The sequence below is a fragment of the Legionella qingyii genome, assembly GCF_003184185.1.
Genome location: NZ_QHJG01000013.1, coordinates 24809 through 50082 on the forward strand (window position 1 = coordinate 24809; position 25274 = coordinate 50082).

The window sequence follows — 25274 nt, forward strand, 5'->3', positions numbered from 1 at the left end:
CTTAGAGCGACATATGTCAACAATCGAACAATTAAGAGAGCAAATTCAAAACATAGATCATGACATTATTAGATATATCGCTCTTCGTCAGGATCTATGTAAAAAAATGGGCACATTAATAAGAAAAGAAGGGAAACAAATTATCGATCTCGAGCAAGAAAAAAAGAATTTGGAGTTTTATGAATCTCTATCTAATGAATACTCCATTGATCCAAAATTTGTTTCGCGTTTATTCAAATTAATTATTATAAATTCCAGAGTTTGAGCCTAAGGCTCAGGCGTTATTCTTGATAAACCCCATAAGATAAAATTCACTAATTTTTCGAGCGATGAGCGAGTACTCGCTTATCCATTACCTTCCGCCAGAGTGAAGGGAAAAGAGCTAGGATTATCATTCCTAAATAACCTGAAGGAAGTTGGGGACTTGTCTCGATATGCCTTAATAACTGATAAGGACGTGCTCCGTGAACATGATGATCAGAATGTCTTTGCAGGTGAAATAGAAGCATATTGCTAAGCCAATGACTCGCATTCCAAGAGTGTTGAATTGAAACGTTCTCATAGGCTCCATTGGCGAGTTTTTTACGTTCCAGACCATAATGTTCGATATAGTTGATGATTTCCAGCAAAATAAAGGCGGTCAAAGACTGAATAATAAAGAAAAGAAGGACCATCCATCCGCCAAAATAAAAAAGAGCAGTTGCCAGAATAATCGGCATACTGATAATCCACCAGAATTGATTGGTTAAATGGTACCATGGATACCCTAGACGATTTAAACGCTTACGCTCTAGGTTCAGAGCAGAACGAAACGAGCCGATAATTGTTCTTGGTAAAAAGTGATACAAACTTTCTCCTAATCGAGATGTCGCAGGATCTTTGGGTGTGGCCACGTGAACATGATGACCGCGGACATGTTCAATAAAAAAATGACCATAACATACAGTGACTAATAAAATTTTACTTAAGAGTTGGTCTATCATGGAGTTTTTATGCATGAGCTCATGAGCAAGAGTAATTCCAATTCCACCGGTTAAGAGCCCTATTGATAAGCTAAACCCAATAAACTCTATTGCTGTTAAAGGAACATGTGCAACCAAATAAGCGGCATAAATTACAAAGCAGCATTGCAAAGGGACATATATCCAAGTAAGAAGTTTGAAATATTTGTCTTTTAGTAATACGTGTTCTTGAGTGCTATCAGGATTGCTGGGATCAACTAACCAAACATCCATCCAAGGAACCATGGTAAATAATATAAAAAATGGGAGGAAAGTATAAAAATTACCAAAATAAAAACCAATAAAAGGCAATATCACCAACAAATAAGCCAGCATAAAACACAGTTTTTTACTTAATTTCATTTTCGACTCCCATCTATAAATATAGATGAATCATGAGTAATATGATAGCCGCATTACCACCGAAGAATTGGACTTATCTCCTCCATATTTTTTTCACGAAGTATCCTTACTGTCAAACAATAACAGCGTAATCTTAGAGTTTATTTAACCTTGCTTACTTCCAGGGATTTTCGTATTTAAGAATAATATGCTATATACCTTATGCTCATTAATTTGATTTACTGAGTACAATTACTGCAAAAAGACGTGTAAAATAAAATTTCAAACTAATTAATGCGCATTATGCATTAAATATTTCCAAATAAATAAGGTATACAATGAAAATATCCAAAATGAACAGAATGAACGCTTTAATGTTCGGTTTGACTGGTTTATTGGCTATAAGTAACTGTGCTTTCGCACAAAACTCATGTAAGGGCGGCGGAATGTCGGTTCGCTTTGACTTATCAAAAACGAACAATACAAGCATTGAAAATAAGAATACGTATATCGTAGTTTTGGGTATTGATCCTACAACAAACAAACATGCTTACGTGAAATTTAATGATGGAAATCAAGTGGGCACACTTGTTGATATTAATGATGCCAATATGAATGGGAAAGACTACGGTATTTCATTGTCAGAATTAATTCCCAGTTCAGGAGGAATAGCTCAAGCCTGCATTCCACATCTTACTTCTGGTAGAGTTTATATTTCTTTTGGAAATGCCTTGGATATGCCTACAGAAAAGAATACCCTGACTCCAAAACAACCTGATGTAAATAATCCCGAAACGACTACAAATGGAACGCTTTTTGATAAGGTTGAGTTTAATTACAGCACCAGTGATGAAACGGTTATTAACCCAACAGGAGTTGATTTTATTGCTATCCCCTATACGATTCAACAAGCGGGTCACGAGTATGGACATGCGGGCGGCCTAGATGGTGTCATTAAAAATATGAAAACCATTGTTTGTCGTGCTGCAGGTGAAACAATAAACTCTCCCGAATGCGCTCTACGATGGAACAATTCTGAATGGTCCAGTCTGGTGGTATATAATTCAGCAAATGTATTAATGCGAGTTGATGCTCCTGGAAGATTTGGTAATCGATTTAATGGATATTTTACAAACTATATCAATGAGCTTAGTAAATACTATTCTTCCGCTATCAATCGTTCCATTAAAATTGATTTAAGCGAATTGAATAAAGGTATCTGGTCAGGTACTTTTGAACCGAACACTCAAACATTAGTCTTTTCACCGGATGGGGGCTCAAGCTCTGAATCGTTGTCTTATAATCTAAGTTCACCACAAGCCAGCAATTCAATATTAATGGGAGCACAAGCACCTTTTTATAATCGAAACGCTGTAGATTCAACCATTGCGCGCGATCTGACCTCTGCTATTGTTTCGGGCATGTTGATGCGCAAAGAATCTGCCTTCATTGGTAAGGATTTCTTTGATTCACTAGGTAACCCGGTTTTCAAAAATAAACAACAAATGCAACAACTACTCAAATACTACTTTAACAATGTTGAAAATTCGGTGGATTACATTATCAATCAATGTGGTGCTACAAAAGATGCACCCTGCATCAATGTGTATTCTGAGGCCATGCATGCGTTGAGTTTCGATAAAAATATAGATCATCCACAAACTAGTTATTTAAATTCCTACGCTTTTTCCTATGATGATTTTCTAGGTATGGATGGCACCAATACTCAGACTGATGCAAAACCAGCGGTTATAGTGATCGGTGATATGAAGAATCGAAAGATTCCCCATGTGGATCTCTAATTAGAAACATAATTTACACTATGAACTTGCTGCAATTTCGAGTTAATGAAAATAATCTATACTTAAGGATTAGATTCAATCGATATTAAGAATGGATATCATGAAACAAACAGGGATGGTGCTGCAAGGAGGCGGTGCACTAGGAGCTTATGAGTTTGGCGCCTTAAAACGTCTCTATGAAGAGCCTCAATTTTCACTAGATATTGTTTCAGGGGTTTCTATAGGTGCTATTAATGCAATAGCCTTAGTTGGAGCCAAAGATGAGCCTATTGCAACTCTTGAAGCAATATGGAACGAATTTGCTCTTTTTTCTTCCCCTTTTCTGAATGATAAACTCGCTTCTTATTTAGCCTTATTCGGAAATCCGTCCTTTTTCTACCCGCGCACTGACTATTGGAATTTAGCCGATTGGACTTGCTTTTACCTCACCAAACCTTTGCAACAACTATTAGAAAAATACATTGATTTTAAAAAAGTAAATAACTCGTCTATGCGTCTAATTCTTACCGCAACCGATATTGCAACAGGAAAAGTCAAAACCTTTTCGAATCAAGGTAATGATCGAACAGAAATTACTCCACTGCATGTTTTAGCAAGCGGCAGTTTACCTCCTGGTTTCCCTATGACCACGATAAAAAACACCTGTTATTGGGATGGCGGCTTATTTGAAAACACACCGCTCTCCCCTGTTTTAGAGAGCCTTAATCCTGATCCTAGCGTAGAAAAGCAAATTATTGTAATTAATCTTTTCCCAAGCAAAGGCCAAATACCCAAAAATATGATTGATGTTTTTGACAGGATTTTTGAAATTCAATTTTCTAATAAGATCCGCTTTAATAAAGAATTAACGGAAAAAATTAATGAATATATCGAAGTAATCAATGAAATTGAACAGATTGTCCCCATTGATAGTCCTATCAAGCAATTGCCAGGGTATCAACGTCTAATAAACTATAAATACATTCAAAATATCCTTTATATTGAAAACAAAGATCCCGAGAATGTAAACGCCCCCTTTGATTTTTCTTCCGACACTCTCGGAAGGAGAATAGATGCAGGATATAGAGATGCCGGAAATGCTCTAAGAGTGTTCAATTCGCGAGTAAACACTGACAGGACTTACGAAAAATCTCAAGGTCGAGGCAAAAAATGTTTTTAATGAGGGAGTTTAGATAGACTAAATGACCGAATTAAAAACATTTTTTAACAAAGAGATTGGGGTTTTTCGTAAGTCCTGACTGATTAGAGGAGCGCATAATTGGGATAAGGTCCGCCTTTATAAAGAGAATGGCCAACCTGAAGTGAAAACTGGCCGCTTCTTAACATGTAGAGATAAAAAAATTTGAAGAATATCTCTATATAAACTAAATTTACCGTAAAGGAGCGAAAGTTATGTTGCCCATCCTTAAGGATTTACAGAATCAAAAAATAAAATGCATTACTGAGCCAAGGCAACTAATTTCGTATTCCTGTAATTATGGAGGCCCTTTTAACCCTCCAACCCTTATTGTCGAACCTGAAAGCAGGAATGATATTCTTAAAATTGTAAAACTTGCAAACACATATAAAATGCCTATAGCCGTAAAAGGCTTTGGTCATTCAACAGGTAACCAGCATGAAACTAATAAAGGAATTTTAATCAATATAAAAAAATTAAATCGTATTCACAGTTTAAAAAAGACTAAAAATGACATTTACTGCATAAATGCTGATTCTGGGGTAAGTTGGCGAAAATTAATTAACTACTGTTTAAATTATGGACTAATGCCCTATGTATTTACAGATTGGTTGGACTTATCACTCGGCGGAACAATATCTATGGGAGGTATTGGGAGTGCCTCTTTCCGTTATGGAATTCAATCTGATTATCTTGTTAAAGCGTCTATTGTTACAAAATTTGGACAGCATTATAGAATGGACAAGACCCATCACTCTGAATTGTTTAACGCAGCACGCGCAGGGTTAGGCCAATTTGGGATTATAACTAGCGTTGAAATGACCTTAAGAAAAAGCCCTACAAATTGTACGGTGTATAAACAAATTTACACCAATTTTGACACATTTTTTAAAGATAGTTTTGAGCTTATAGAGAAAACCAGAGTTGATGCAATAATTGCGCACTTTGAGTGTAACAAGAGTGAATTAATTAAACGGCGACTAGGGAGTGATTATAAAAAAATTTACCACAAAGACTTTTCTCGCTCTAAATGGCTAGCCATTTTAGAGGTTACAGAATTTTCTGCATCAAATTCATCCCCCCCTATATTTAAAGATTGCCTTAAAGAATCCTTTTCTATTAAAGATTATCTTTATAGAATTCCACCCATTTTAGATCCTGGTTTAGAAAAACAAGATTCTACTCATACTGAAGCTACTCTACTATTTCCCTATAATCAAAAATGCCTAGACTTGTTTTATACTTTGCTTAATCAACTAAGCTATGAGCAATTAGGATTTGGTACTATCCTATTTATTCCTCTGAAAAGCTCGGTAATAAAAAGCCCCTTTTTTATAAAGCCTCAATCAACTTATTGTTTTTTATTAGGTATTTTATCTCGAAATATGAATACACTTGCAAGCAAGCAATTTTCTTATCTGATCATGGATTTCTATAAAAAAGCGCTTGCACTTGGAGCATGTCGTTATCCTTGTGATTCTTTAAAAACCTTAAGTTGGCCAAATCATTATGGTTCTTGCTGGGAAGAATTCTTAAAGCTAAAAAAAACATTTGATCCGAATAATATTTATTCTCTAGGATTTTCAATTTATTAATAGATTTAAACGAGGAGATTGTATGGGCAGAAATAAACAAAGTTGTCTTACACTAGGAAATATGGATCACTACACCTTAATAGTTGAAGATGCAAAAAAAGTGGCTGATTTTCATGTAAATTACTTGGGCTTTAAGTACAAATATGAAAAACTTATTAATACCGGCACAGTTGTTGCTCCAGATTATGATATGACTAATTGTATCCTGCTGCTACCTCACAATAAAAAAATATTTTGTGTTGTGACACAGGGGATGAATGAGGACACAGTATTTCATAAATATTTAAAAAAATATGGTCCCGGAATTCATCATATAGCATTTAAAGTTAACGATATACAATCTGAGTGGGACTTTTGTGTAAACCATAAAATAGAGACGACTTCCAGTGAGATTATTCTTGATCCGATAAGTGGTTTAAAACAATTTTTTATTACAAAAAATTATGCTGGATATTTTATCGAATTAATAGAAAGGACACCGAATTCTGCAACCGAAGAAGAGGACTTTACTGAACAAAACATGAAAAGACTTGCAGATAGTATAAAAAAGGCGATTTAGAGGTGCCAATGGAAGTCGGTATAGAAATTCACAAACCAATGTCTAGATTGGTAAATTTTGTAGCCCAACAAAAAAACATGCCTCTATGGACTTGCCATCAATCTATAATTGCAACAAAACATGGTTATTATGAAATTCGCTCAAGGTCTCGTTATAGTTTAGATACTAAAATCAAGAAAATCGATGAGTCAACGGCCTGCATAATCTATAAATGGGTACATAGCACATATGAATATCAAGTTTGTATTTATATTACAAAGATAAATTTAAAAAAAAGCTATATTTATATGCATATGACAGATAAAAAATTTATTCCTGTTTTTAAATCTGAATTAAGAGTTTTAAAATCAATTTTAGAAAAAAAAGACTACCCAGAAAAACAAAGGGATTACTTGAAAATAAATAGACACCATATTCATATATATAAAACATTTTGAGAAAATAATTGAACCATTTTACAAGCCCCACCATGGATCACTTAATACTCACTTAATATTATTTTTGTATAATATGACTGTTTTTTATCTTGTTGTTTTGGTGTGTTCATGGTTTATTCAAAGCGTTTTTTTATCAACCCATCTATTGGAAAAATGATAGGTATCTATAAATCGATTAGTAAAGAATTTAAGAAAGATTTGTTACATATCGAATCAGCTTATAATGAAATTCTCCGCGATAACAAAAACAATTTTGATTTATTAAAAGAAAATGAAGAAATACAAAATAAAATTAATAATCTTCTTTCTAACTTTACTGGTTCTTTTATAAAAGATAGTCAATGTTTACTCAAAAATATTTATCAGTTACAGGTAAATATTCTGCAATTAAAAACAAAATTTATGCTACAACATATTTTATTCAATGATTGTAAATTTGATATTGAAGACTATAAATTAGCAGTGAATCTACATAACTCCCTCAAAGAATTCCATGATAATGTGCTCGCAATGAAATGGGATCAATCTGATAGTGATAGAACATTAAATTGCAAATATTTTGATTACGCACATTCTTTAGTTCGAGAACAATATGAAAAATTAGCAGTAGCATTTTCTATTGGCGATCCTTGGGAGAATTGGAGTTATGACGAAGAAGATGATTCAGATTCAGAAGAATTTAGGCTCGATTTAAGTCCTTAACCCTCAAATTTTGTTATGTGCCACCTACATTCCGTGCTTTATGCGCAGAATCCAAATTTAGTGTGTCTCTGTATCGATCCAGAACATAAAGCGGAAAGTAGGCGGAATTAAATGAAATATCAACATACTCTAGGAAAAACAAAAACATTCCGTGTCAAGCGAATTGTATTAGTATAGATTACTTAAACCAATTGAGCGTTTTAGAACGTCGTTACTCAATGAATCTATCCCCGGTAAGGTATCGATTCAAATTTATCAGGACTTACGAAAAAACCCCAATCTCTTCGTTAAAAAATGTTTTTAATTCGGTCATTTAGTCTATCTAAACTCCCTCAGTAAAAACATTTTTTGCCTCGACCTTGGGGTTTTCGCAAGCCATTTTTATACCCTTAAAAGGATAAAATTGAAATTATCCATTTTAGGGTATAGAATTAAAAATATCCCCAATAAGGTATCAATTTATCAGGAGCGTTTATGCTGATTCACTCACCTCTGGAGCTGGCCCTGTTGATAAAAAATCAACGAAAAAAACTAAACCTGAGCCAAGCTGAAGTTGCCGATTTAGTGGGTTTAAAGCAAAAAACTATTTCTGCAATCGAAAATAACCCAGAAAATATGAGGTTAAGTACTTTATTTAGGATATTATCCGCTCTGGATTTGGATTTAAAAACATCAACAAAAAGTAAATCCAATACAACAACCAATCAATGGAACGATGAATGGTAAAAAAAAATCAAATTCTTTATGTCTTAATGAATGGCATTTTGGTGGGAATGCTTGAGAAAATGTCTCAGGGGGGATTGAAATTTACTTATCATCAAGACTGGTTAAATCAAGCAGGAGCTCGCCCCATTTCATTATCTTTACCACTTATTGAGCAAACCTATACTGGTGATGTGGTATATAATTTTTTTGATAATTTGCTCCCTGATAACCAACAAATTCGTGCACGAATCCAAGCCCGTTTTCAAATAGCAACGAGCCAGCCCTTTGATTTACTTGCAGGGATTGGCAGAGATTGCGTGGGAGCCATTCAACTCATGACGGGGCCATTAACTGAATTTGAAAAAACAATTAAATTTAAACCATTAACAGAACAAAAAATTGCCTCTATTTTACGAAATTATCAAATAAATCCATTAGGCATGAGTCAAGAAGATGAGGATTTCCGGATTTCTATTGCTGGTGCACAAGAAAAAACTGCTTTTCTATATCATCAGAATCAATGGTGTGAACCACTTCAAGAGACACCCACCACACACATTTTTAAATTACCTATTGGCATGATTGCACACCAACAAATGGATTTACGAGATAGTTGTGAAAATGAATGGTTGTGCTCGCTACTCGCAAAAAGCTATGGACTGCCCACAGCCGATTGTGAAATTCTTCAATTTGAAGATATAAAAGTTTTATCAGTAGAACGTTTTGATCGCCGATTGTCTCGTGATAAAAGCTGGCTTATGCGATTACCTCAAGAAGATACATGTCAAGCATTAGGCGTTTCTTACAATATCAAATATCAATCAGATGGAGGTCCTGGTATTAAAGATATTATGAAGTTATTGCTCGGTTCAGCGAATTCGATTGCTGATCGTGATATGTTTTATCGCGCCCAGGTATTCTTCTGGCTTATTGCCGGAATTGATGGACATGCTAAAAATTTCAGTCTTTTTATTGAACCAGAAGGAAAATATAGACTCACACCTTTATACGACATCATGTCCGCCTATCCACTAATAAAGAACAACCAATTACAAATCCAGAAAATAAAAATGGCCATGGCTTTAAAAGGAAAAAATAATCATTACCATTGGCATACTTTGCAACGTCGACATTTTATAGACACTGCAAAAGATGCGAATTATTCTTCGGAACGAGCTGAACTCATTCTCAATGAAATGTTGGAACGAACGGATTCTGTTATTCAGGAAGTTGCAAAGCAATTACCATCCCAATTTCCGAGTCACATTTCCGAGTCAATATTTGAAGGATTACGAAAAACAAAACAAAAATTAGAATAACAATCAACTCGGACTGGATAAGGATTTTAGTGTTGTAATTCTAGAGTCTGTGAACATTTCATTTAATTCTGCCCTGGTGCTTTGATTAAAAAATTTTTCAGTTTATCACTAACAATTCTCTTGATAAATAAGAAATTATTAAAAAATTATACTTTTTTAATAATTGTCTACTATAGTTATTTTTAAATAATAAAAATAAATTAGGGGATATCATGTTACTTCGATGGAGCGCTGTAACCCTTTTGTTTTGCATACTGAATTCTCCATGTTTTGCAGAAGAAAAAGAAATTGCGATTACAATTGATGATTTACCCTTTGTTGGCTCTGGTGCTGCAACACCGGCAAGCTTGAAAAGAACCCAAGCCCGATTTATGGCTATAGTCAAAGCACTTGTTGACAATCAAGTCCCCGCTACTGGATTTGCAATTGGAGGTGCCATTCCGAAAAGTGAATGGGATCTTCTGGAAACATTCCGCAATCAAGGTTTTGCTCTAGGAAATCATACTTATACTCATAAAAGCTTGAATAGTATGAGCGCAGATAAATACATTGCTGATATCGATCATGCTGATACGGTTTTAGCCCCTGTAATGACAGAACCTAAATATTTTCGCTACCCATACCTCGCTGAAGGGACTGGGCAAAAGAAACAAAAAGTGTATGACTACCTGGCTGCCCATCAATATACTATCGCTCCCGTAACAATCGACAGTAAAGATTATGAGTTTAATGCTCGTTTCTACAAAATTCCTTATAGAAAAAGAGCTCAAAGTCTTCCAGCATTTAAAAAACGCTACCTGGCTTACATCTGGAAACAAACATTACTCGCAGAGCGAAGAGCAAAAAAAGTTGATGGCCAACCCGTAAAACAAATCTTATTAATCCACGCAAACCTTCTTAACAGTTTATGTTTAGAAGATATTATTGAATTATATAGAAAAAATGGATACAAATTCATAAGCTTGGCTGATGCTTTAAGAGACGATGCGGTTCAGCCATTGAATAGCAATACTGAAGCGTTAAATAGTGTTATACCACCGTTGCAAGGAAATTTGGAACAATCTACAGCAGATAAAAAATAACCATAACAGTTAATCTTATCGCATCCCGCATCCGCCCTTATGGACACCTTCTCCCCACAGGGGAGAAGGGAAATACGTAAGTTATAAAGAAAATACGCTCCACCCCCTCTCCCAACAAAGAGAAAGGAAATACTTAAGTTTCTCAAGAAAAGTATTCCCCTCTCCCATTATCGGGAGAGGGCTAGGGGTGAGGGTAATTATCCAGAAATCAACTTATTTTTTTCTAAACGAGATATCGCTTGCTTGGGCAGGAGAATCCAGTAATGGCCATGATTCTTCATATGTCCGGCGATTAAAGTTGCTTTGTGGGGGGGGGGGGGGGGGGGGGGGGGGGGGGGGGGGGGGGGGGGGGGGGGGGGGGGGGGGNTAAACAGTGGTTCAATATAAGATGTATCTGGACCTTGAACAATGACATCAACCCAATCTCCATAGGAGTTAATGCCACACCTTGTGAACCTAAAGCAACCCCATAAGACATCTTATGGAAAAAAACAAAGGATTTATTTTGATTAATTATTTTATCCATCTGCTTGGGATGAGCTTCCAAATAACGCTTTATTGCCTGCATGGAGGCATTATCTTTAGTCATCACCCCTTTTTTAATCAATACTCCGGCAATTGCAGTATAAGGTTTTCCATTTTGGGAGTCATAACCTATATAAAGATTGCTGCCATCTTCAAGTTCAATCACTCCCGAGCCTTGAATTTCCAAAAACAAACGATCTATAGGGCTATTAATCCATACCAAAACACGTGCTTTACCTTTAAGTGCTCCATTATTAATTTCTTCACGAGTATAATAAGGAACCAGCTTTTTACCCTCTAACCGGCCTACAATACGGCGACTTTTTAGGTCGTTAAAAAATAGACCCAAATCAGAAGTCACAAGATCATCTGGTGTTTCATACAGAGGAACATGAAATTCTTTGGATTTTTTATAACTTCCTTTAATTGTAGGGACATAATAACCGGTAAATAATCCAGGTTTTTCCCCAATATCAGTGAACTCTACCGGAGTAAACCATTTTTCAAAAAATTGTTTTATTTCCTGTTCTGATGTAGGAGAAATTTTTAAAGCAGCTTTACAAGCCGGTTGCCAATCCTTTACTTGTAAATCTATATGATCCGTCCCGACAACTGCCTCCGGGTTTTGCTTGATAAAAGCACGGCATGATGTCTGAAAAGTCAGTAAGGATTTGTTTAAATCTGCTGATTTCCAACCAGGCAAACGTTCAAAATCAGCCTGTCTGAACATCTTTGAGGGCTGTTTTGCCGGCCAAAACCACCATGCCAAACTACTTAAGGCAATCAAGGCTAAAAAAAGTGTAATAGAGATAATTTTCGTTTTCATAGCGGACAATTTTTACACGTTATGGAATATTTTGCAACAAAGTATAGCAGAATTTAACCATTAAGTTCTTATTGAAAACTATTGGCAAGCAAAAAATTCTATTAATAAGAAATTGATTTTAAATAATATTTATGGAACTCACAAACAAAAAAATTCCATAAATATTCAATATAAAAAAATTTTAATAAATAGATGGTAAATACCGCCAACTACTCACTCCTAAAGAAATTGTGCGCTCCTTTGCAAGACAAGGGATCACTCTTCCCGCACTGATAAAGCGTACTTGCAATAGCGAGGCAGGAGCCCCATCTTCCATGGGTACTACCGTAATTCGTTGATGATGTGTTGCAGATTTTCGTCCTTTATACCGAACTACCAAACATGGAAACTCCCCCAAATCCTCAATGTAATACGTGTACTGGGTTAACCCACTCATCAAAGAACACCCTTTTTGATGAAGCAAATGATGTATCGCCTGATTTGCAGAATCTGAGTGAACCAAACAATCCTGATTGAATGCTTGATGTTGATGCATTAATTGCAAAGTTACATCCTCTAATTGATAAAAGTTCTGATGTAACATTTCTTGTTTATTAATTGCCTTATAATAGAGCAATACATGCTGCATTGAAGTCAATACCAGTAAACTGATCACACCAATAATAAGCAAGGTTACTAATAAAATAAAACCTTTATTTGTTTCCATCGTACGACTCATGATCCGCGCACCAAAACCCTAAGCTCATGCGTTTTGTTCTCATCCAAGCCCATACTAATTTCGAGAAACTGCTTCTCTTTTACGCGTCGATTTCGGGTATGCATGAAATGAATTAACGGAGTTATTTCTTCTGTATGGACCAACTGATAATGTAACGTATCCTCATGATTTGCATTGTTCTTAATGAACCATTTCTCCTCAAGATACTCACCAACATAAGGTGAGGTGTTATAGGAAAAATACAGAGGCTTGTTGAGAGTAATAAGTAAATGCTCACTTTGTGGTTCGATATCGAATATTTCTTGTATCTCAGCATGTTCACAATCTGCAATCAGTATTGGACGCCTTTTATGAAATATCACCGAATTCTGTACCAATATTCCTGTTGAATTTTGAATTTTAACTATTTTTGCAAAATGTTCATTCATGCGATTTATTTGAATGAATTGATTCGGATAATTACTAATATTCAATGCACGAATCTTGTTGTGATGATTTCGTCGATCAATAGTTTGCAGGCGATCCAACCCTAAACATGGCGTAAAACCTGCTCGTCTAATACTATCACTCAGCAAATCACTCACCCATTGCAAATCAAAACGCATTGCTAAAATTTTTTCTGTCTCAAGATATTGATGCTTACTTTCTAAATAAAGTTGGATTAATTCAGTCATAATCACGCTTGCCAAAAAAAGACTTATTAATACCTCGGTCAAACTGAGCCCCATCTGTTTTTTCATCTAATATGACCTATGGGATTGCGTTTACGAGTTATGGTTCCTAGTTGTTCAAACCATGCAAGATGAATCAGTACCTGGTGATGTTTTTGTTGTATTTCCAAATGATATGAAGCGGGAATTGGAGGAAGTTTTGAAACTCTGGCTACCAACGTTTCCTCAATTTGGTCAAGAAATTGAGAGCCTTGTGTTCGAAAAACCAGTTGATTTAATAATTGTTTGCTCTGCGACTGTTGCTGTAATAAAGCTAGAGTCAAAGTAGTTAGCAGTACTAAAGATACCAGTACTTCAGTAAGGGAAAATCCCTTTTGACAATTCATATTCCATTATCCTGTGGTTGGTTTGCAGGCACAGGTTAGCGCCCTGGAAATAAAAATTCAAGATCTGCATCACTGCATACAAACTATAAAAGTCTCTAAGCGGACCAAAATGATCTATATCTATCCCATTAGATTGTTATTAATCTTTAATGTGCTTAAAATGACGCCGGATACAAGTCTAGAAGAAATACAAACAAAATAATTAGGAAATCAAAGGGGACAAACGATGTATGCTTATTTCGCTAAAGGTGCAACTGTAGGTCAATTATTAACCCGTCGGGTTTTAAGAGAAATTACAAGTATTCCCGGGATAATTCTTGATCTTATATTTGCTTTGTTCTGGCTCCCTGATTATACCTCTTATTGGGATACAAATAGCGCATATATAGAATACGAGGATGGCACACGTCTCCATGGCGTGATGCGCGGTTTTTTTGGTTGGATAGGTGATATATTTGGCATTGCAATTGGTGCCCCTGTCGGAGCCATTATTGGTACTGCATTATTTTTTCCTGATTTACTATTCCGAGGATTTCTTTTTCTTAAAACGAAGCTGTATGATTCACTTGATGAGTTTGCTGTATTTATTGGCAAAACAACTTTTTTCGAAAACCTCAATGTTTATGAAGTACCAAGCAGTTATTCTCAAAAAGCATGGAATCTTGGCGTAGCTACTATAGGCATGGCATTAACTGCCATCCCTTATATTGCTGCAAAAGCACTTGAATTTTTCGTACCTTTTTTACCCTTATCTGCCCCTATTGCTTACATCGGTTCTGAACTTGGTGGCCTGGCAGGCTGGGCTATTGGAGCACTACTCTATATGCCAGCCTATTTACTAAATAGATGTACCGACTTAATTGAACTAGGCAGAAATACGATATTTAAGGGCGTTGCACTTGTTTATGCAAAATCAGGGGAAGCTCCTGTCGGTGCCCCTGGACATCGGTCGGACTGTTGCGTACCAGATAAAGCAGTTCATTCAGATGAATTTCTTGATCAAGTAGAACATTATAAGCGCACTTCATGGGCACAACTTATTTTTGGCCCATTAAAAGGACAAGCATCTTCTGCTAAGAAAGAAAAAGATTCTGGATCAAATAATGAACTTTTGGATCCCATCACATTCGAACATCTAGGAGTAAATGGAACGCCTACAGTTATTGATCCTCATGGTCATACATTTAATGATGATCAAGGAATTGGAGCCAAAGGTATTCGATTTTGGGTACGCCAAAACCATTCATGTCCCATTGATCGCCAGTATCTAACAGAATCCGATTTAATCCCCAATCGTGCCTTTGATGACTTGGCATCCCAAATGAATTTTTCTAAAAAATAATCTCATACCGGATGTTCATCATCCGGTGATTAATTAAATGATTTTTAACCTAATAGGCTCGTGACAGAATGCTAAAGCTTGGATAATATGATAAAAATTTTTAGTTAGGGAAAATTATGACGGTTAACTTTCAGCAATTACCTCATCCAGGCATACAATCTTTAATCCCTTATAAACCAGGCAAATCCATAGAAGAATTAGCTCGGGAAAAAAGGATTAGTGACCACGATATTATCAAAATGGCCAGCAACGAAAATCCTTTAGGCTGTAGTCCTTTAGCTTTGGCCGCTTTAAAAGAAATGTCCTCTCATACTCTGGCAACGTATCCCTCTCCCATGAATCATCCCCTAATTCCTAAACTGGCGCATAAACTCGAAATCGATACGGATCAGCTTTTTGTAAGTAATGGTTCAGATTATATATACACGATTCTATTAAACTGTTTCGCATTACATAATGACAAACACATCATCACCCACGAATATGCATTTAGCACCTATGCGATTCAAGCAAATACTTTAAATATCCCGGTTCATACCATTGGGGTTGATTCAAATTGGCATGTCAACGTAGATAAATTGATTCAAGCATGTACCCCCCAAACAGCTATAATTTTTCTAGCGAATCCGAATAATCCTACAGGCATACTTATTAGCCCGAAAGAAATAAAACGCCTGTTAGAAAATATTCCAGAAAGCACCTTATTGGTAGTTGATGAAGCTTATTATGAATATGCTGCGTCCCAATTAAACGAAAAAAGCATTGGATGGCTCGCCCATCATCCCAATTTAGTAATCACACGCACCTTTTCAAAAATATATGGATTAGCTGGCGTACGGCTAGGTTATGCGATGGCTCATCCCTCAATCATTGAACTCATGCGGCGTATACAACTACCATTTACCGTCAATCAAGTAGCCCTCACTACCGCCCATGCGGCTCTGGATGATGATGAATTTATTCAATTAAGTTTACGGACTAATGCCGAGGGAATGCTGCAAATGAAAGAAGCGTTAAATCAATTGGATATCAATTACCTACCCTCCGCATGCAATTTTCTGACTATTGACTGCAAGGAAGACGGCATGTCGCTCTATAACTATCTACTCGATAGAGGTATCATCGTTAGACCACTGCATCCATATAAGATGAACAATTACCTACGAGTCAGTATAGGAACCAAGGAGCAGAACAGCCGGTTTCTAGATACATTGAGTAATTATCAGAGTCTATTGACAATTCGCTAGATTGAGCCAAAATGGTGGGATTTTAGAGCACCGAAACGCAGCATAAATGAAGTAAGTGAGTAAGGAAATAAAATGACTAGTGACTTAAGCAGCAAACATTGCGAAGCATGTGAAGGCATAGGGGCTGCATTAAATGCAGAACAAATTAAAAATTTAATGCCTCAATTAAATAAAAATTGGGAAGTCAGCGCAGATAACCGAGTCATTAAGCGTAGTTTATCTTTTAACAATTTTTATGAAACAATGGCCTTTGTCAATGCTCTGGCATGGATAGCAAATATTGAAAATCATCATCCTGATTTAGAGGTAGGTTATAATTATTGTCACGTGAGTTTCATGACCCATGCACTTAATGGCTTAAGTCATAATGATTTTATTTGTGCGGCAAAAATGGATAAATTGTTAGCGGACTAAAAAATGAATATCCCGGGAACGGCAAAAAAGCGGAACCCGGGCTTGCTCTCTCACATACCCCCCCAAGCTCCTTGCTGCGAAATACTAATACTTCATCACCACTTGCTCATCACCCAAGAGATTGCTCAAAAGCTCAAGTAATTCATCACTGGGCATTACTTGCCATTGCGGTGCCAGACTCAACTGCGCTTTTGCATAATCATTGCTGTATGAAAACTGCACCGAGCAATGACCAACATGAGCGCTTAACAGGGACTTAATCGAAGCTAAAATCCCTTGGCTCCCGGCATGCAAGCGCAACTCCAGACATCGAGCAAATTTAGTGCGCGCTGTAGGGACATCGTAGAGAGAGTTTGCAGTCATTTTCACGCCGCCATTATAATCATCATGCGCTACTTCGCCTTCGATCACGAGCATATCTCCAGTCGCCAAGTTCGCAGCAGAAGACTCAAAAAGCTCTCCAAATACAACAACATCAAGTCGCGCCGTAGAATCATCCATACCCAGAATTACCAACTTCTTACCACGCTTGGTCACAATCTTACGAATTCCTACTATTTGCGCACATATTATGGCTTTTTTGTGCATAGAAGGATTTAGCTGACTGATTGAAACGATAAAATCACCAAACTCACGACGATATTGATCTGCTGGATGTCCGGTTAGATAAAAACCTAATACTTCCCGCTCCCCTTCCAGGCGTTGAGCCTCAGACCATGGTTTGCATGGTACATATTTATCATCATTGCTCTCGTCTTCCAATAATGAAAACAAATCAAACTGGCCACTGGATTGATTTTGATGCTCCTTTTCCGCCACTTTTAACGCTTTTTCCAAAGAAGCAGTCAATATGGCGCGTTCCACATTCCAATCATCAAAAGCACCACTTTTAATGGTTGCTTCCAATACACGTCGATTGACTTTACGCAGATCGAGACGTTGGCAAAAACTAAATAAGTCAGTATATATTCCTTTGGCACTCCGCTCTTCGGTAATGCAATCAATTGCGGATTCTCCCACGCCTTTTATCGCACCAAGACCATAAATAATGGTAGCATCATCGGCGGTAGTAAAATGATACATGGAGTGATTGATTGAAGGAGGCAGCACCTTCAATTTCATATGCGCACATTCATCAATAAAGGTGACTACTTTATCTGTATTATCCATATCTGATGACATTACTGCTGCCATAAATGCCGCCGGGTAATGTGCCTTTAACCAAGCAGTTTGATAAGCGACCAAGGCATAAGCTGCCGAATGCGATTTATTAAAACCATAGCCGGCAAATTTTTCCATTAAATCGAAAATATGAGTTGCAACTTTTTCATCAACGCCTCGGGCAGTTGCTCCCTCAGTAAAAATTTCTCGTTGTTTTGCCATTTCTTCTGGCTTTTTCTTTCCCATGGCGCGACGTAATAAATCAGCAGCCCCTAAAGTATAGTTTGCCAATACCTGAGCAATTTGCATCACCTGCTCTTGGTACAAGATAACGCCATAAGTTGGTTTTAAAATAGGTTCCAAATCAGGATGTGGATAGTCAACTGCAGCACGCCCATGCTTACGATCAATAAAATCATCCACCATTCCAGATTGTAAAGGTCCTGGTCTGAATAAAGCCACCAAAGCGATAATGTCTTCAAAGCAATCTGGTTGTAAGCGACCAATTAACTCCTTCATACCGCGGGATTCCAGCTGAAACACCGCTGTTGTCTTACACGCTTTTAATAAATCAAAAGTTGCTTCATCATCTGTGGGTATTTGACTGATATCAACTGGTGGTAGCCCTTCCGCAGCCATTTTCTTATTTACTGTGGCTAATGCCCAATCAATAATCGTTAGGGTGCGCAGTCCCAAGAAGTCAAATTTGACCAAACCTGCTGCCTCAACGTCATCTTTATCAAATTGGCTAACAATTTGATTGGAGCCCTCTTCACAATAAATAGCAGTAAAATCTGTAAGCTGTGATGGTGCAATCACTACCCCTCCAGCATGTTTTCCTGCATTACGGGTAATTCCCTCGAGCTTTAAGGCTAAATCAATCAGTTCTTTGACTTCTTCTTCCTCGGTATAACGACGTTTGAGCTCTTCTTCCTGTTCTAAAGCCTTGCTTAATGTGATTCCAATTTCAAAAGGAATTAATTTAGCTAGTTTGTCTACAAATCCATAAGGATGTCCTAAGACACGACCCACATCACGTACCACCGCTTTTGCAGCCATGGTGCCAAAGGTAATAATTTGTGAAACACTTTGTCTCCCGTATTTCTCCGCCACATAATCAATGACTCGATCGCGACCCTCCATACAAAAATCGATATCAAAGTCAGGCATGGATACCCGTTCTGGATTCAAAAAACGTTCGAAAAGTAATTCATACTCTAAGGGATCCAAATCAGTAATTTTTAGCGCATAGGCAACCAGTGATCCGGCTCCCGATCCTCGTCCAGGTCCAACAGGCACGCCATTATTTTTGGCCCATTGAATAAAATCAGCCACGATAAGGAAGTAACCAGCAAACCCCATGTTATTAATAACGTTTAACTCGATTTGCAAGCGTTTATCATATGCTTCTCGAGATGCCTGCAGCTCTTCAGGTGATTTGTTTTTAAATATTTGCAGTAAACGCTCTTCCAAACCCACTTGTGATAAATGAGATAAATACTCCTCAACAGTAGATCCATCCGGTATAGGGAAATTAGGTAGATAATTATTACCCAAGTTCAGTTTTACTGTGCAGCGCTTACTGATTTCAACAGTATTTTCTATTGCAGAGGGTAAATCAGAAAATAAAGCGACCATTTCATCAGCTGAGCGTAAGTACTGTTGTGCACTATACTTTTGCGTTCTTCTGGGATCTGCTAATGAATAGCCTTCATGAATGCAAACACGAGCTTCATGTGCTTCAAAATCTTCTTGATCAAGAAAACGTACATCATTGGTAGCGACTAACGGTAATTTCAACTCATCCGCTAATGAAATTAATTTTTCATTATAACGGGATTCATCGGGTCGTCCTGTACGTTGAATTTCCAAATAAAAACGATTGGGAAACAGTGATTGCCAATATAATGCTCGGCTTTTGGCCAAAGCATCATCATTGGCTAATAAAGCCTGTCCAATATCACCAAAACGTCCACCTGATAAAGCAATAAGCCCCGCTGAATATTCTTGAATCCACTTATTTTGTACTCTAGGTTGCCCTTGATACTGCCCTTCCTGGTACGCTTTAGAAACAAGACAGGTTAAATTTTTATACCCTTCCGAATTAAGGCATAGAAGAACTATAGAAGAAACTCGCTCTGGCTGTTCAGGGTCATGACACGGTAAATCACTTCCAATAATAGGCTTAATTCCCGCATCAACTGCACTTTTATAATGCTTCACTGCTGCAAACAAATTGCAATGATCAGTTATCGCAACGGCACACATTCCTCGAGAAGGCAAAGCCTTCATTAATGGCTTAACCCGAACCAAACCATCAACCAAAGAAAATTCAGTGTGAACACGTAAATGGACAAAACGTTGTTGCATAAGGAAATTAACTCATTAAGCTTAATTGATGAACTTTAACCTAAATCAAGAGTTTTGCATACCTGCATCATCACGATAAACAAGAGCCTATAACATTGGATACCCGGCTACTTTTTATATCAAATATGTGATTGATGTGGGTCAAAAGCATCCCTGACCGCATCTGCGAATAAGTTAATTGCTAAAACTAACAAAAACATAAAAACAAACGCCGCCAGCATAGGCCACCAAATCACGGGATTGCGTGCTAACTCAAAACGTGCACTGTTAATCATGTTTCCCCAACTAATGGTCATGGGAGAAACGCCTACCCCTACATAAGAAAGTAATGCCTCAGCCATGACTAGAAAACTAAAATCCAAAACCAGGGTAATTACCACAATATGCATCACATTTGGTAATAAATGTTTGCGAATAATGGTAAACCAATTAGACCCTAAGGCACGTGCCGCTTGCACATAATCCACTTCACGCAACTTCAAAGTCTCTGCACGCAAAAGCCGACATAAGCTAGTCCAACTCGTCACCCCTAAAATGAAACAAAGCGCTAACAAACGTGCATCTGCGCTCTGAGCCAAAGTCGTAAACTGCTCGGGGTGATTGGCGATATACACTTGCAAAGATAAAACTGAGGCGGTAATTAATAAAACGCCGGGTATCGAACTTAAAGTAGTGTAAGCATACTGGATCAGATCATCTGCAAAACCACCAAAATACCCCGCAACAACCCCCAAAAATAAAGCCAAAGGCAACATAAATAAGGTGGTTAAAAGACCAATGACCAAACCCGTGCGGATACTTTTAATTGTAAAGTAAAAAATATCTTGCCCAATTTGTCCTGTACCCAATACATGAAATACTCTCGAAAGCTCATATCCAAGCACAACAAAAAATGTAAGGACAGCAACAGTAATTATGGTACTTAAGCTTGTAGCACTTAAAGCAAAATGAGGTTTTAATCGCCTGCTAAAACGAATAAAAATCAGCGCCATTCCAATAAAAAGTGCTGTTAATATACTGCATTTCAATGCAGTTCCAATTGTACTCTTTATAACCTTATTTTTTTCTGCTTCGGTTTTTACCCATTGCGCAGGATAAATTAATGATGGATAAGTTTGTTTAACAACACCATTCACTAAGGTGGATTCACTGATAAACTGCGTTAAGGCTAATGGGGCCGAATAGGTTTTTTCGGAAATCTGATCGATTGGAGCCAAAATCCGGTCCAACACAGTAGTTGCCGGTTCTGATTCATTACGTACAGAGGTAACATGAATCGAATCCAAAACCCCAATAATAATAAAAAATAATAAGATAATGCCTGCACTAACAGCTATGGGTTTATGCAAAATTATGGAAAAGGAACGTCTTATATGCTGCTTACGCAAGCTTGATAAAATAACCAATATGCTTAAGGCCAATAAGGTGAGAAAGCATTTATCAGTCCATAGAAACTCAAAAGTCATTTTTTCTTCTCAACTAATCTCATCAATTTCGTAACCTGGGTGCAACACAGTGAAATGCGGGATTTATGGATTTGAATAAATTGCTCAATCCGAACTCCGCCCCTACCCAGACATTTTTTAAGATAACCTCACTCGGGGATCGGCCACCATGTAAGAGATATCAGTTAATACCAAGCCAACAATGTAAAGAATTGAACCCAAGAACACCATAGCCCTCACAATAGCAAAATCTTGTTGTTGAATCGCATCAATCGTATAACTACCCAAGCCTGGCACCCCAAAGAAGGACTCCAGGATTAAACTGCCCATAAATAATGAAGGAATGAGCACTACGATGCCGGTTAATATTGGAAGCATTGCATTTTTCAATACATGTTTAAACATCACTTTTTGCTCAGATAGCCCCTTAGCTCTGGCCGTTTTAACATAGTCTTTGTGCATTTCCTCCAAAAACAACGTGCGATACCAACGACCACCGGCTCCTAAACCGCTAAGAACTGCAACGGTAATTGGCAAAATAACAAACTTCAATGCTTCAAAACCACCGTCGTACCCTGAAATGGGCACAAGACGCAATAATTTCCCAAAAAGATATTGGCCACCAATAATATAAAATAAACTGGATATCGACATTAAAATAATACACAGCACCACGCCAGTTAAATCAAGGTAAGTTCCTCTAAAAAAAGCCATGGCCATAGCCACAATAATATTAGCAACAATATCCAGTAATAAAACTGGGAATGCAATTGAAAGACTGGGCCACATTCTATAGGTAATATCCTCACTGATATCTCGTCCAGAATCAGAGACACCAAAGTCAAAAGTAAAGAGTTTCATTGATTTTTGAAAAAACAATGTCGCTTGTATTTTGTGGATCCCTGTTTTTTGTTCATTATAAAATAAGGGTAAATTATAACCATGTGCTGTTTTCCAATCATCGATCACTTGCTGCTCGACATGTTTCTGCCCTAAATGCATCCGCGCAATGTCATCAGGTGTATTCACCATAAAAAATAAAATAAAGGTAATGAGATTAATTCCAAGAAGAATAGGAATCGAATAAGCCAATCGACGGAATAAATATTTGATCATGATATAAGCTTCCTTTCTGCTGGTTTTCTCTCTTTCTTGTAATATGCAACTACCAAAGGAAGAACTAGGATTAGATTAAGCACAAACAACATACCCAATGGCCAAAATACAGGTTGGTTCCAGATTAATCTCAATTTATTGCGTTCCGGCACATTGACAGCAATATATTTTAAAGTTGCAGAAAGCATAGTATTGGGTTTAACGTGTGAAACCCAGTCCTGGGATAAAACAAGCTCTTCAGGATGTATCCCCCAAATCCATGGTGCATCACTTCGAACAATCTGAAGCATCTCATCAATAATCTGCTGTCTTTGTTCATCATTTTTCCTATTTTTCATTAAATTAAAGAGGCGATCAAATTCAGGATTTTGATAATTTGCAGCATTTTCACCACTAAACTTCACCTTGCCATTGGCACCATACAATTGAAATAAAAAGTTTTCAGGATCTGGATAATCTGCCACCCACCCCCAACTAAAGATTTGTGTATCGCCAGTGCGCATTTTTTCCTGAAAACGATTATATAAGGTTGCACGTACATTCAAATCAATGCCTATCTGGGCAAATTGTTTACGCATCCAATCAAATAATGATTTGTCCTGAGGGGCACCTGATGTCGTCACATCATAATGTAAAATTAAATGATTTCCAGTAGCCGGATCAACTCCATCAGGATAGCCAGCTTCAACCATAAGTTTTTTGGCGTCGCTTATGGGGCGTCGTTCTACCTCTCCATTCTTCCATTCATAAACATAAGGATTAATTCCATCTTTACCGTCCTTATAGCCAAAAATTCCGGGAGGAATCGGTCCTTGAGCAGCAATACCTCGGCCATTGTGAAAAATTGCTATATTTTCATCATAGTTTACCGCGATTGAAATTGCTCTTCTTAACTTGCGCGCACGCTCACTGGATCCACCTACTACTTTGTCTAGCATATTAAAGCCCATATAGTATGTAGTAGGTTGTAATTCTTCCGTGAGATACATATGTTTTTTTTGCATCTCGGGTGATAGTTCAGCATTTCCATATCGATTCGTATGGATAGCCTGATCAAAACTGTCCGCACCCACTACCGAATTATCATAGTAACCTTGCAAGAATTTATTCCATCGAGGAATAGATTCTTTTTCAAGAGTAAAAACTGCTTTTTCAATTAAAGGTAAACGTTTGCCTGCATTATCCAAATATCCTAATTTCCTATCTTCATCAGAACCTATACTTGGATAATACTCTTCGCGAAAATTTGGATTTTTTTGTAATACCATGCTTCGATTGGGATTGTTTTTAATTAACATAAAAGGACCAGTACCTACCGGAAACCAACTTAAAGTAATGTTATTGTCCAACATGCCCGGTTGAGAATAAAAAAAATCAGCTTCCCATGGAACTGGTGAAAAAAAACTCATAGCCAACCAAAATAGAAATTGGGTGTATTCTCCCTTTAATGTGATCTCAAACGAATAATCATCTATTTTTTTAAGACCTTTTAGAGGATATTTACGCAGATCAATGTATTTATTATCTTTAGGTAATGTCTGTCCATATTCAGCAAAACCTACAATATAGTCATTCATTAAACCATAAATAGGGGAACTTAATTGAGGATTGGCCAAGCGCTTTATTTGGTAAATATAATCATCAACAATCAATTCTCGTGTGCCAGTATGCTTAAAATCTGATAATTGATTAATACCTTCGTCATCTAAATATTCAGGAGTTACATGATGATAAAGGTACGCACCTTTATTGTCCTTAGCAAACGCCGGATGAGGTTGGTAATAAATTCCTTTTTTAATATTTACTGTATAAACGCTAAAAGCAGGTGTTTGCTGACTGTTTTCAGATAATGGATTTCCTTGTGCATCAAGGTATCTTAACTGGGGCATTTGTGTGGCTATTAATGGAATTAATTGATATGGCCTTTGTAAATAATCATACTGCAACAAAGGTTCATATATTTGAGCAACAAAAATAGACTCATTTGATGAATAAGAGAGCGCTGGATCCAGAGTTTTAGGTTGCTCAGAAAATGATGAATAATAAATATTTTCTTTCGATTGCTCTTGAGGATATGGATTATTTAAAACCCAGGACCAAGCATAAGCGAAGCTAAAATTTTTTAAAAGCAGAACAATCAGAACTATTCGCTGTATACGATTCAAAAAAATATCCTTATCTAAAGCCGCCTCAAGGAACGACCAATTAGTACCAAAAAAATCTTCTCTTAATATGAGAGAGTGAAATGAGCGTCATAATCAATGCCCTCATCCAAAACCAAATGACTTTTTAACCGCCATTAAGTTAAATAATTTGTCATTCCCGCGCAGAC

21 protein-coding genes and 1 pseudogene are annotated in these 25274 nt (G+C 37.0%); 13 read left to right on the forward strand and 9 right to left on the reverse strand.

What is annotated here, in order from left to right:
* The first annotated feature begins 13 nt into the window (after nt 1-13).
* Nucleotides 14-265 (forward strand): chorismate mutase, encoded by a 252-nt coding sequence (locus DGG96_RS09160; RefSeq protein WP_110142423.1) that lies wholly within the window; start codon nt 14-16, stop codon nt 263-265.
* Nucleotides 266-314: 49 nt separating this feature from the next.
* Here the strand turns inward: DGG96_RS09160 and DGG96_RS09165 are convergent, their stop codons facing one another.
* Nucleotides 315-1364, reverse strand: a complete 1050-nt coding sequence (locus DGG96_RS09165; RefSeq protein ID WP_110142424.1) for an alkane 1-monooxygenase — start codon at nt 1362-1364, stop codon at nt 315-317.
* A gap of 341 nt (nt 1365-1705) precedes the next feature.
* Between DGG96_RS09165 and DGG96_RS09170 the strand changes: the two genes are divergently transcribed.
* From DGG96_RS09170 to DGG96_RS09210, 9 genes are all read left to right on the forward strand, one after another.
* A complete protein-coding gene (locus DGG96_RS09170; RefSeq protein ID WP_233590546.1) occupies nt 1706-3145 on the forward strand; it encodes a beta-1,3-glucanase family protein in 1440 nt (479 codons plus the stop codon).
* Nucleotides 3146-3245: 100 nt separating this feature from the next.
* Nucleotides 3246-4304: a patatin-like phospholipase family protein gene (locus DGG96_RS09175; protein ID WP_110142493.1), complete on the forward strand. Its 1059-nt coding sequence runs from the start codon at nt 3246-3248 to the stop codon at nt 4302-4304.
* A 233-nt stretch (nt 4305-4537) separates the two neighbouring features.
* Nucleotides 4538-5917: an FAD-binding oxidoreductase gene (locus tag DGG96_RS09180; RefSeq protein ID WP_110142426.1), complete on the forward strand. Its 1380-nt coding sequence runs from the start codon at nt 4538-4540 to the stop codon at nt 5915-5917.
* A 22-nt stretch (nt 5918-5939) separates the two neighbouring features.
* Nucleotides 5940-6476: a VOC family protein gene (locus DGG96_RS09185; protein WP_110142427.1), complete on the forward strand. Its 537-nt coding sequence runs from the start codon at nt 5940-5942 to the stop codon at nt 6474-6476.
* 8 nt (nt 6477-6484) lie between these two features.
* Complete coding sequence (locus DGG96_RS09190; RefSeq protein WP_126955395.1) at nt 6485-6913, forward strand: hypothetical protein; 429 nt, start codon at nt 6485-6487, stop codon at nt 6911-6913.
* 108 nt (nt 6914-7021) lie between these two features.
* Nucleotides 7022-7615, forward strand: a complete 594-nt coding sequence (locus DGG96_RS09195; RefSeq protein ID WP_110142429.1) for a hypothetical protein — start codon at nt 7022-7024, stop codon at nt 7613-7615.
* Between the two features lie 474 nt (nt 7616-8089).
* On the forward strand, nt 8090-8341 hold the full coding sequence (locus DGG96_RS09200) for a helix-turn-helix domain-containing protein (RefSeq protein ID WP_110142430.1): 252 nt from the start codon (nt 8090-8092) through the stop codon (nt 8339-8341).
* On the forward strand, nt 8335-9639 hold the full coding sequence (locus DGG96_RS09205) for a type II toxin-antitoxin system HipA family toxin (protein WP_110142431.1): 1305 nt from the start codon (nt 8335-8337) through the stop codon (nt 9637-9639). Before DGG96_RS09200 ends, DGG96_RS09205 begins: the two co-directional genes overlap by 7 nt.
* A gap of 212 nt (nt 9640-9851) precedes the next feature.
* The gene (locus DGG96_RS09210) at nt 9852-10721 is read left to right on the forward strand and encodes a polysaccharide deacetylase family protein (protein ID WP_110142432.1); all 870 of its coding nucleotides are present in this window, start codon (nt 9852-9854) and stop codon (nt 10719-10721) included.
* 426 nt (nt 10722-11147) lie between these two features.
* Here DGG96_RS09210 and mltA read toward each other — a convergent pair.
* From mltA to DGG96_RS09230, 4 genes and pseudogenes are all read right to left on the reverse strand, one after another.
* Nucleotides 11148-12072: pseudogene (gene mltA / locus DGG96_RS09215) on the reverse strand (murein transglycosylase A); the annotation flags it as partial.
* A 181-nt stretch (nt 12073-12253) separates the two neighbouring features.
* Entirely contained in the window at nt 12254-12790 is a 537-nt protein-coding gene (locus DGG96_RS09220) for a type II secretion system protein (protein WP_233590547.1), read from the reverse strand.
* Nucleotides 12787-13530 carry a PilW family protein gene (locus DGG96_RS09225; protein ID WP_110142434.1) on the reverse strand — a complete coding sequence of 248 codons (744 nt, stop codon included), beginning with the start codon at nt 13528-13530 and terminating at the stop codon, nt 12787-12789. The genes DGG96_RS09220 and DGG96_RS09225 overlap by 4 nt, the downstream gene beginning before the upstream one ends.
* Complete coding sequence (locus DGG96_RS09230; protein ID WP_110142435.1) at nt 13527-13847, reverse strand: prepilin-type N-terminal cleavage/methylation domain-containing protein; 321 nt, start codon at nt 13845-13847, stop codon at nt 13527-13529. Before DGG96_RS09230 ends, DGG96_RS09225 begins: the two co-directional genes overlap by 4 nt.
* A gap of 226 nt (nt 13848-14073) precedes the next feature.
* Here DGG96_RS09230 and DGG96_RS09235 point away from each other — a divergent pair, with 226 nt between their 5' ends.
* The 3 genes from DGG96_RS09235 to DGG96_RS09245 all read left to right on the forward strand — a co-directional run bounded on the left by DGG96_RS09235 (nt 14074) and on the right by DGG96_RS09245 (nt 16850).
* Nucleotides 14074-15189 (forward strand): RING finger protein, encoded by a 1116-nt coding sequence (locus DGG96_RS09235; RefSeq protein WP_110142436.1) that lies wholly within the window; start codon nt 14074-14076, stop codon nt 15187-15189.
* Nucleotides 15190-15305: 116 nt separating this feature from the next.
* Nucleotides 15306-16436, forward strand: a complete 1131-nt coding sequence (hisC, locus tag DGG96_RS09240) for a histidinol-phosphate transaminase (RefSeq protein WP_110142437.1) — start codon at nt 15306-15308, stop codon at nt 16434-16436.
* A gap of 72 nt (nt 16437-16508) precedes the next feature.
* Nucleotides 16509-16850 (forward strand): 4a-hydroxytetrahydrobiopterin dehydratase, encoded by a 342-nt coding sequence (locus tag DGG96_RS09245; RefSeq protein WP_110142438.1) that lies wholly within the window; start codon nt 16509-16511, stop codon nt 16848-16850.
* A gap of 84 nt (nt 16851-16934) precedes the next feature.
* Here the strand turns inward: DGG96_RS09245 and dnaE are convergent, their stop codons facing one another.
* The 4 genes from dnaE to DGG96_RS09265 form a co-directional block, all read right to left on the reverse strand.
* On the reverse strand, nt 16935-20381 hold the full coding sequence (dnaE, locus tag DGG96_RS09250) for a DNA polymerase III subunit alpha (protein WP_110142439.1): 3447 nt from the start codon (nt 20379-20381) through the stop codon (nt 16935-16937).
* A 119-nt stretch (nt 20382-20500) separates the two neighbouring features.
* The gene (locus tag DGG96_RS09255) at nt 20501-21847 is read right to left on the reverse strand and encodes an ABC transporter permease (protein WP_110142440.1); all 1347 of its coding nucleotides are present in this window, start codon (nt 21845-21847) and stop codon (nt 20501-20503) included.
* 117 nt (nt 21848-21964) lie between these two features.
* Nucleotides 21965-22942 carry an ABC transporter permease gene (locus tag DGG96_RS09260; protein ID WP_110142441.1) on the reverse strand — a complete coding sequence of 326 codons (978 nt, stop codon included), beginning with the start codon at nt 22940-22942 and terminating at the stop codon, nt 21965-21967.
* Complete coding sequence (locus DGG96_RS09265; protein ID WP_110142442.1) at nt 22939-25107, reverse strand: ABC transporter substrate-binding protein; 2169 nt, start codon at nt 25105-25107, stop codon at nt 22939-22941. The genes DGG96_RS09260 and DGG96_RS09265 overlap by 4 nt, the downstream gene beginning before the upstream one ends.
* Nucleotides 25108-25274: the final 167 nt, after the last annotated feature.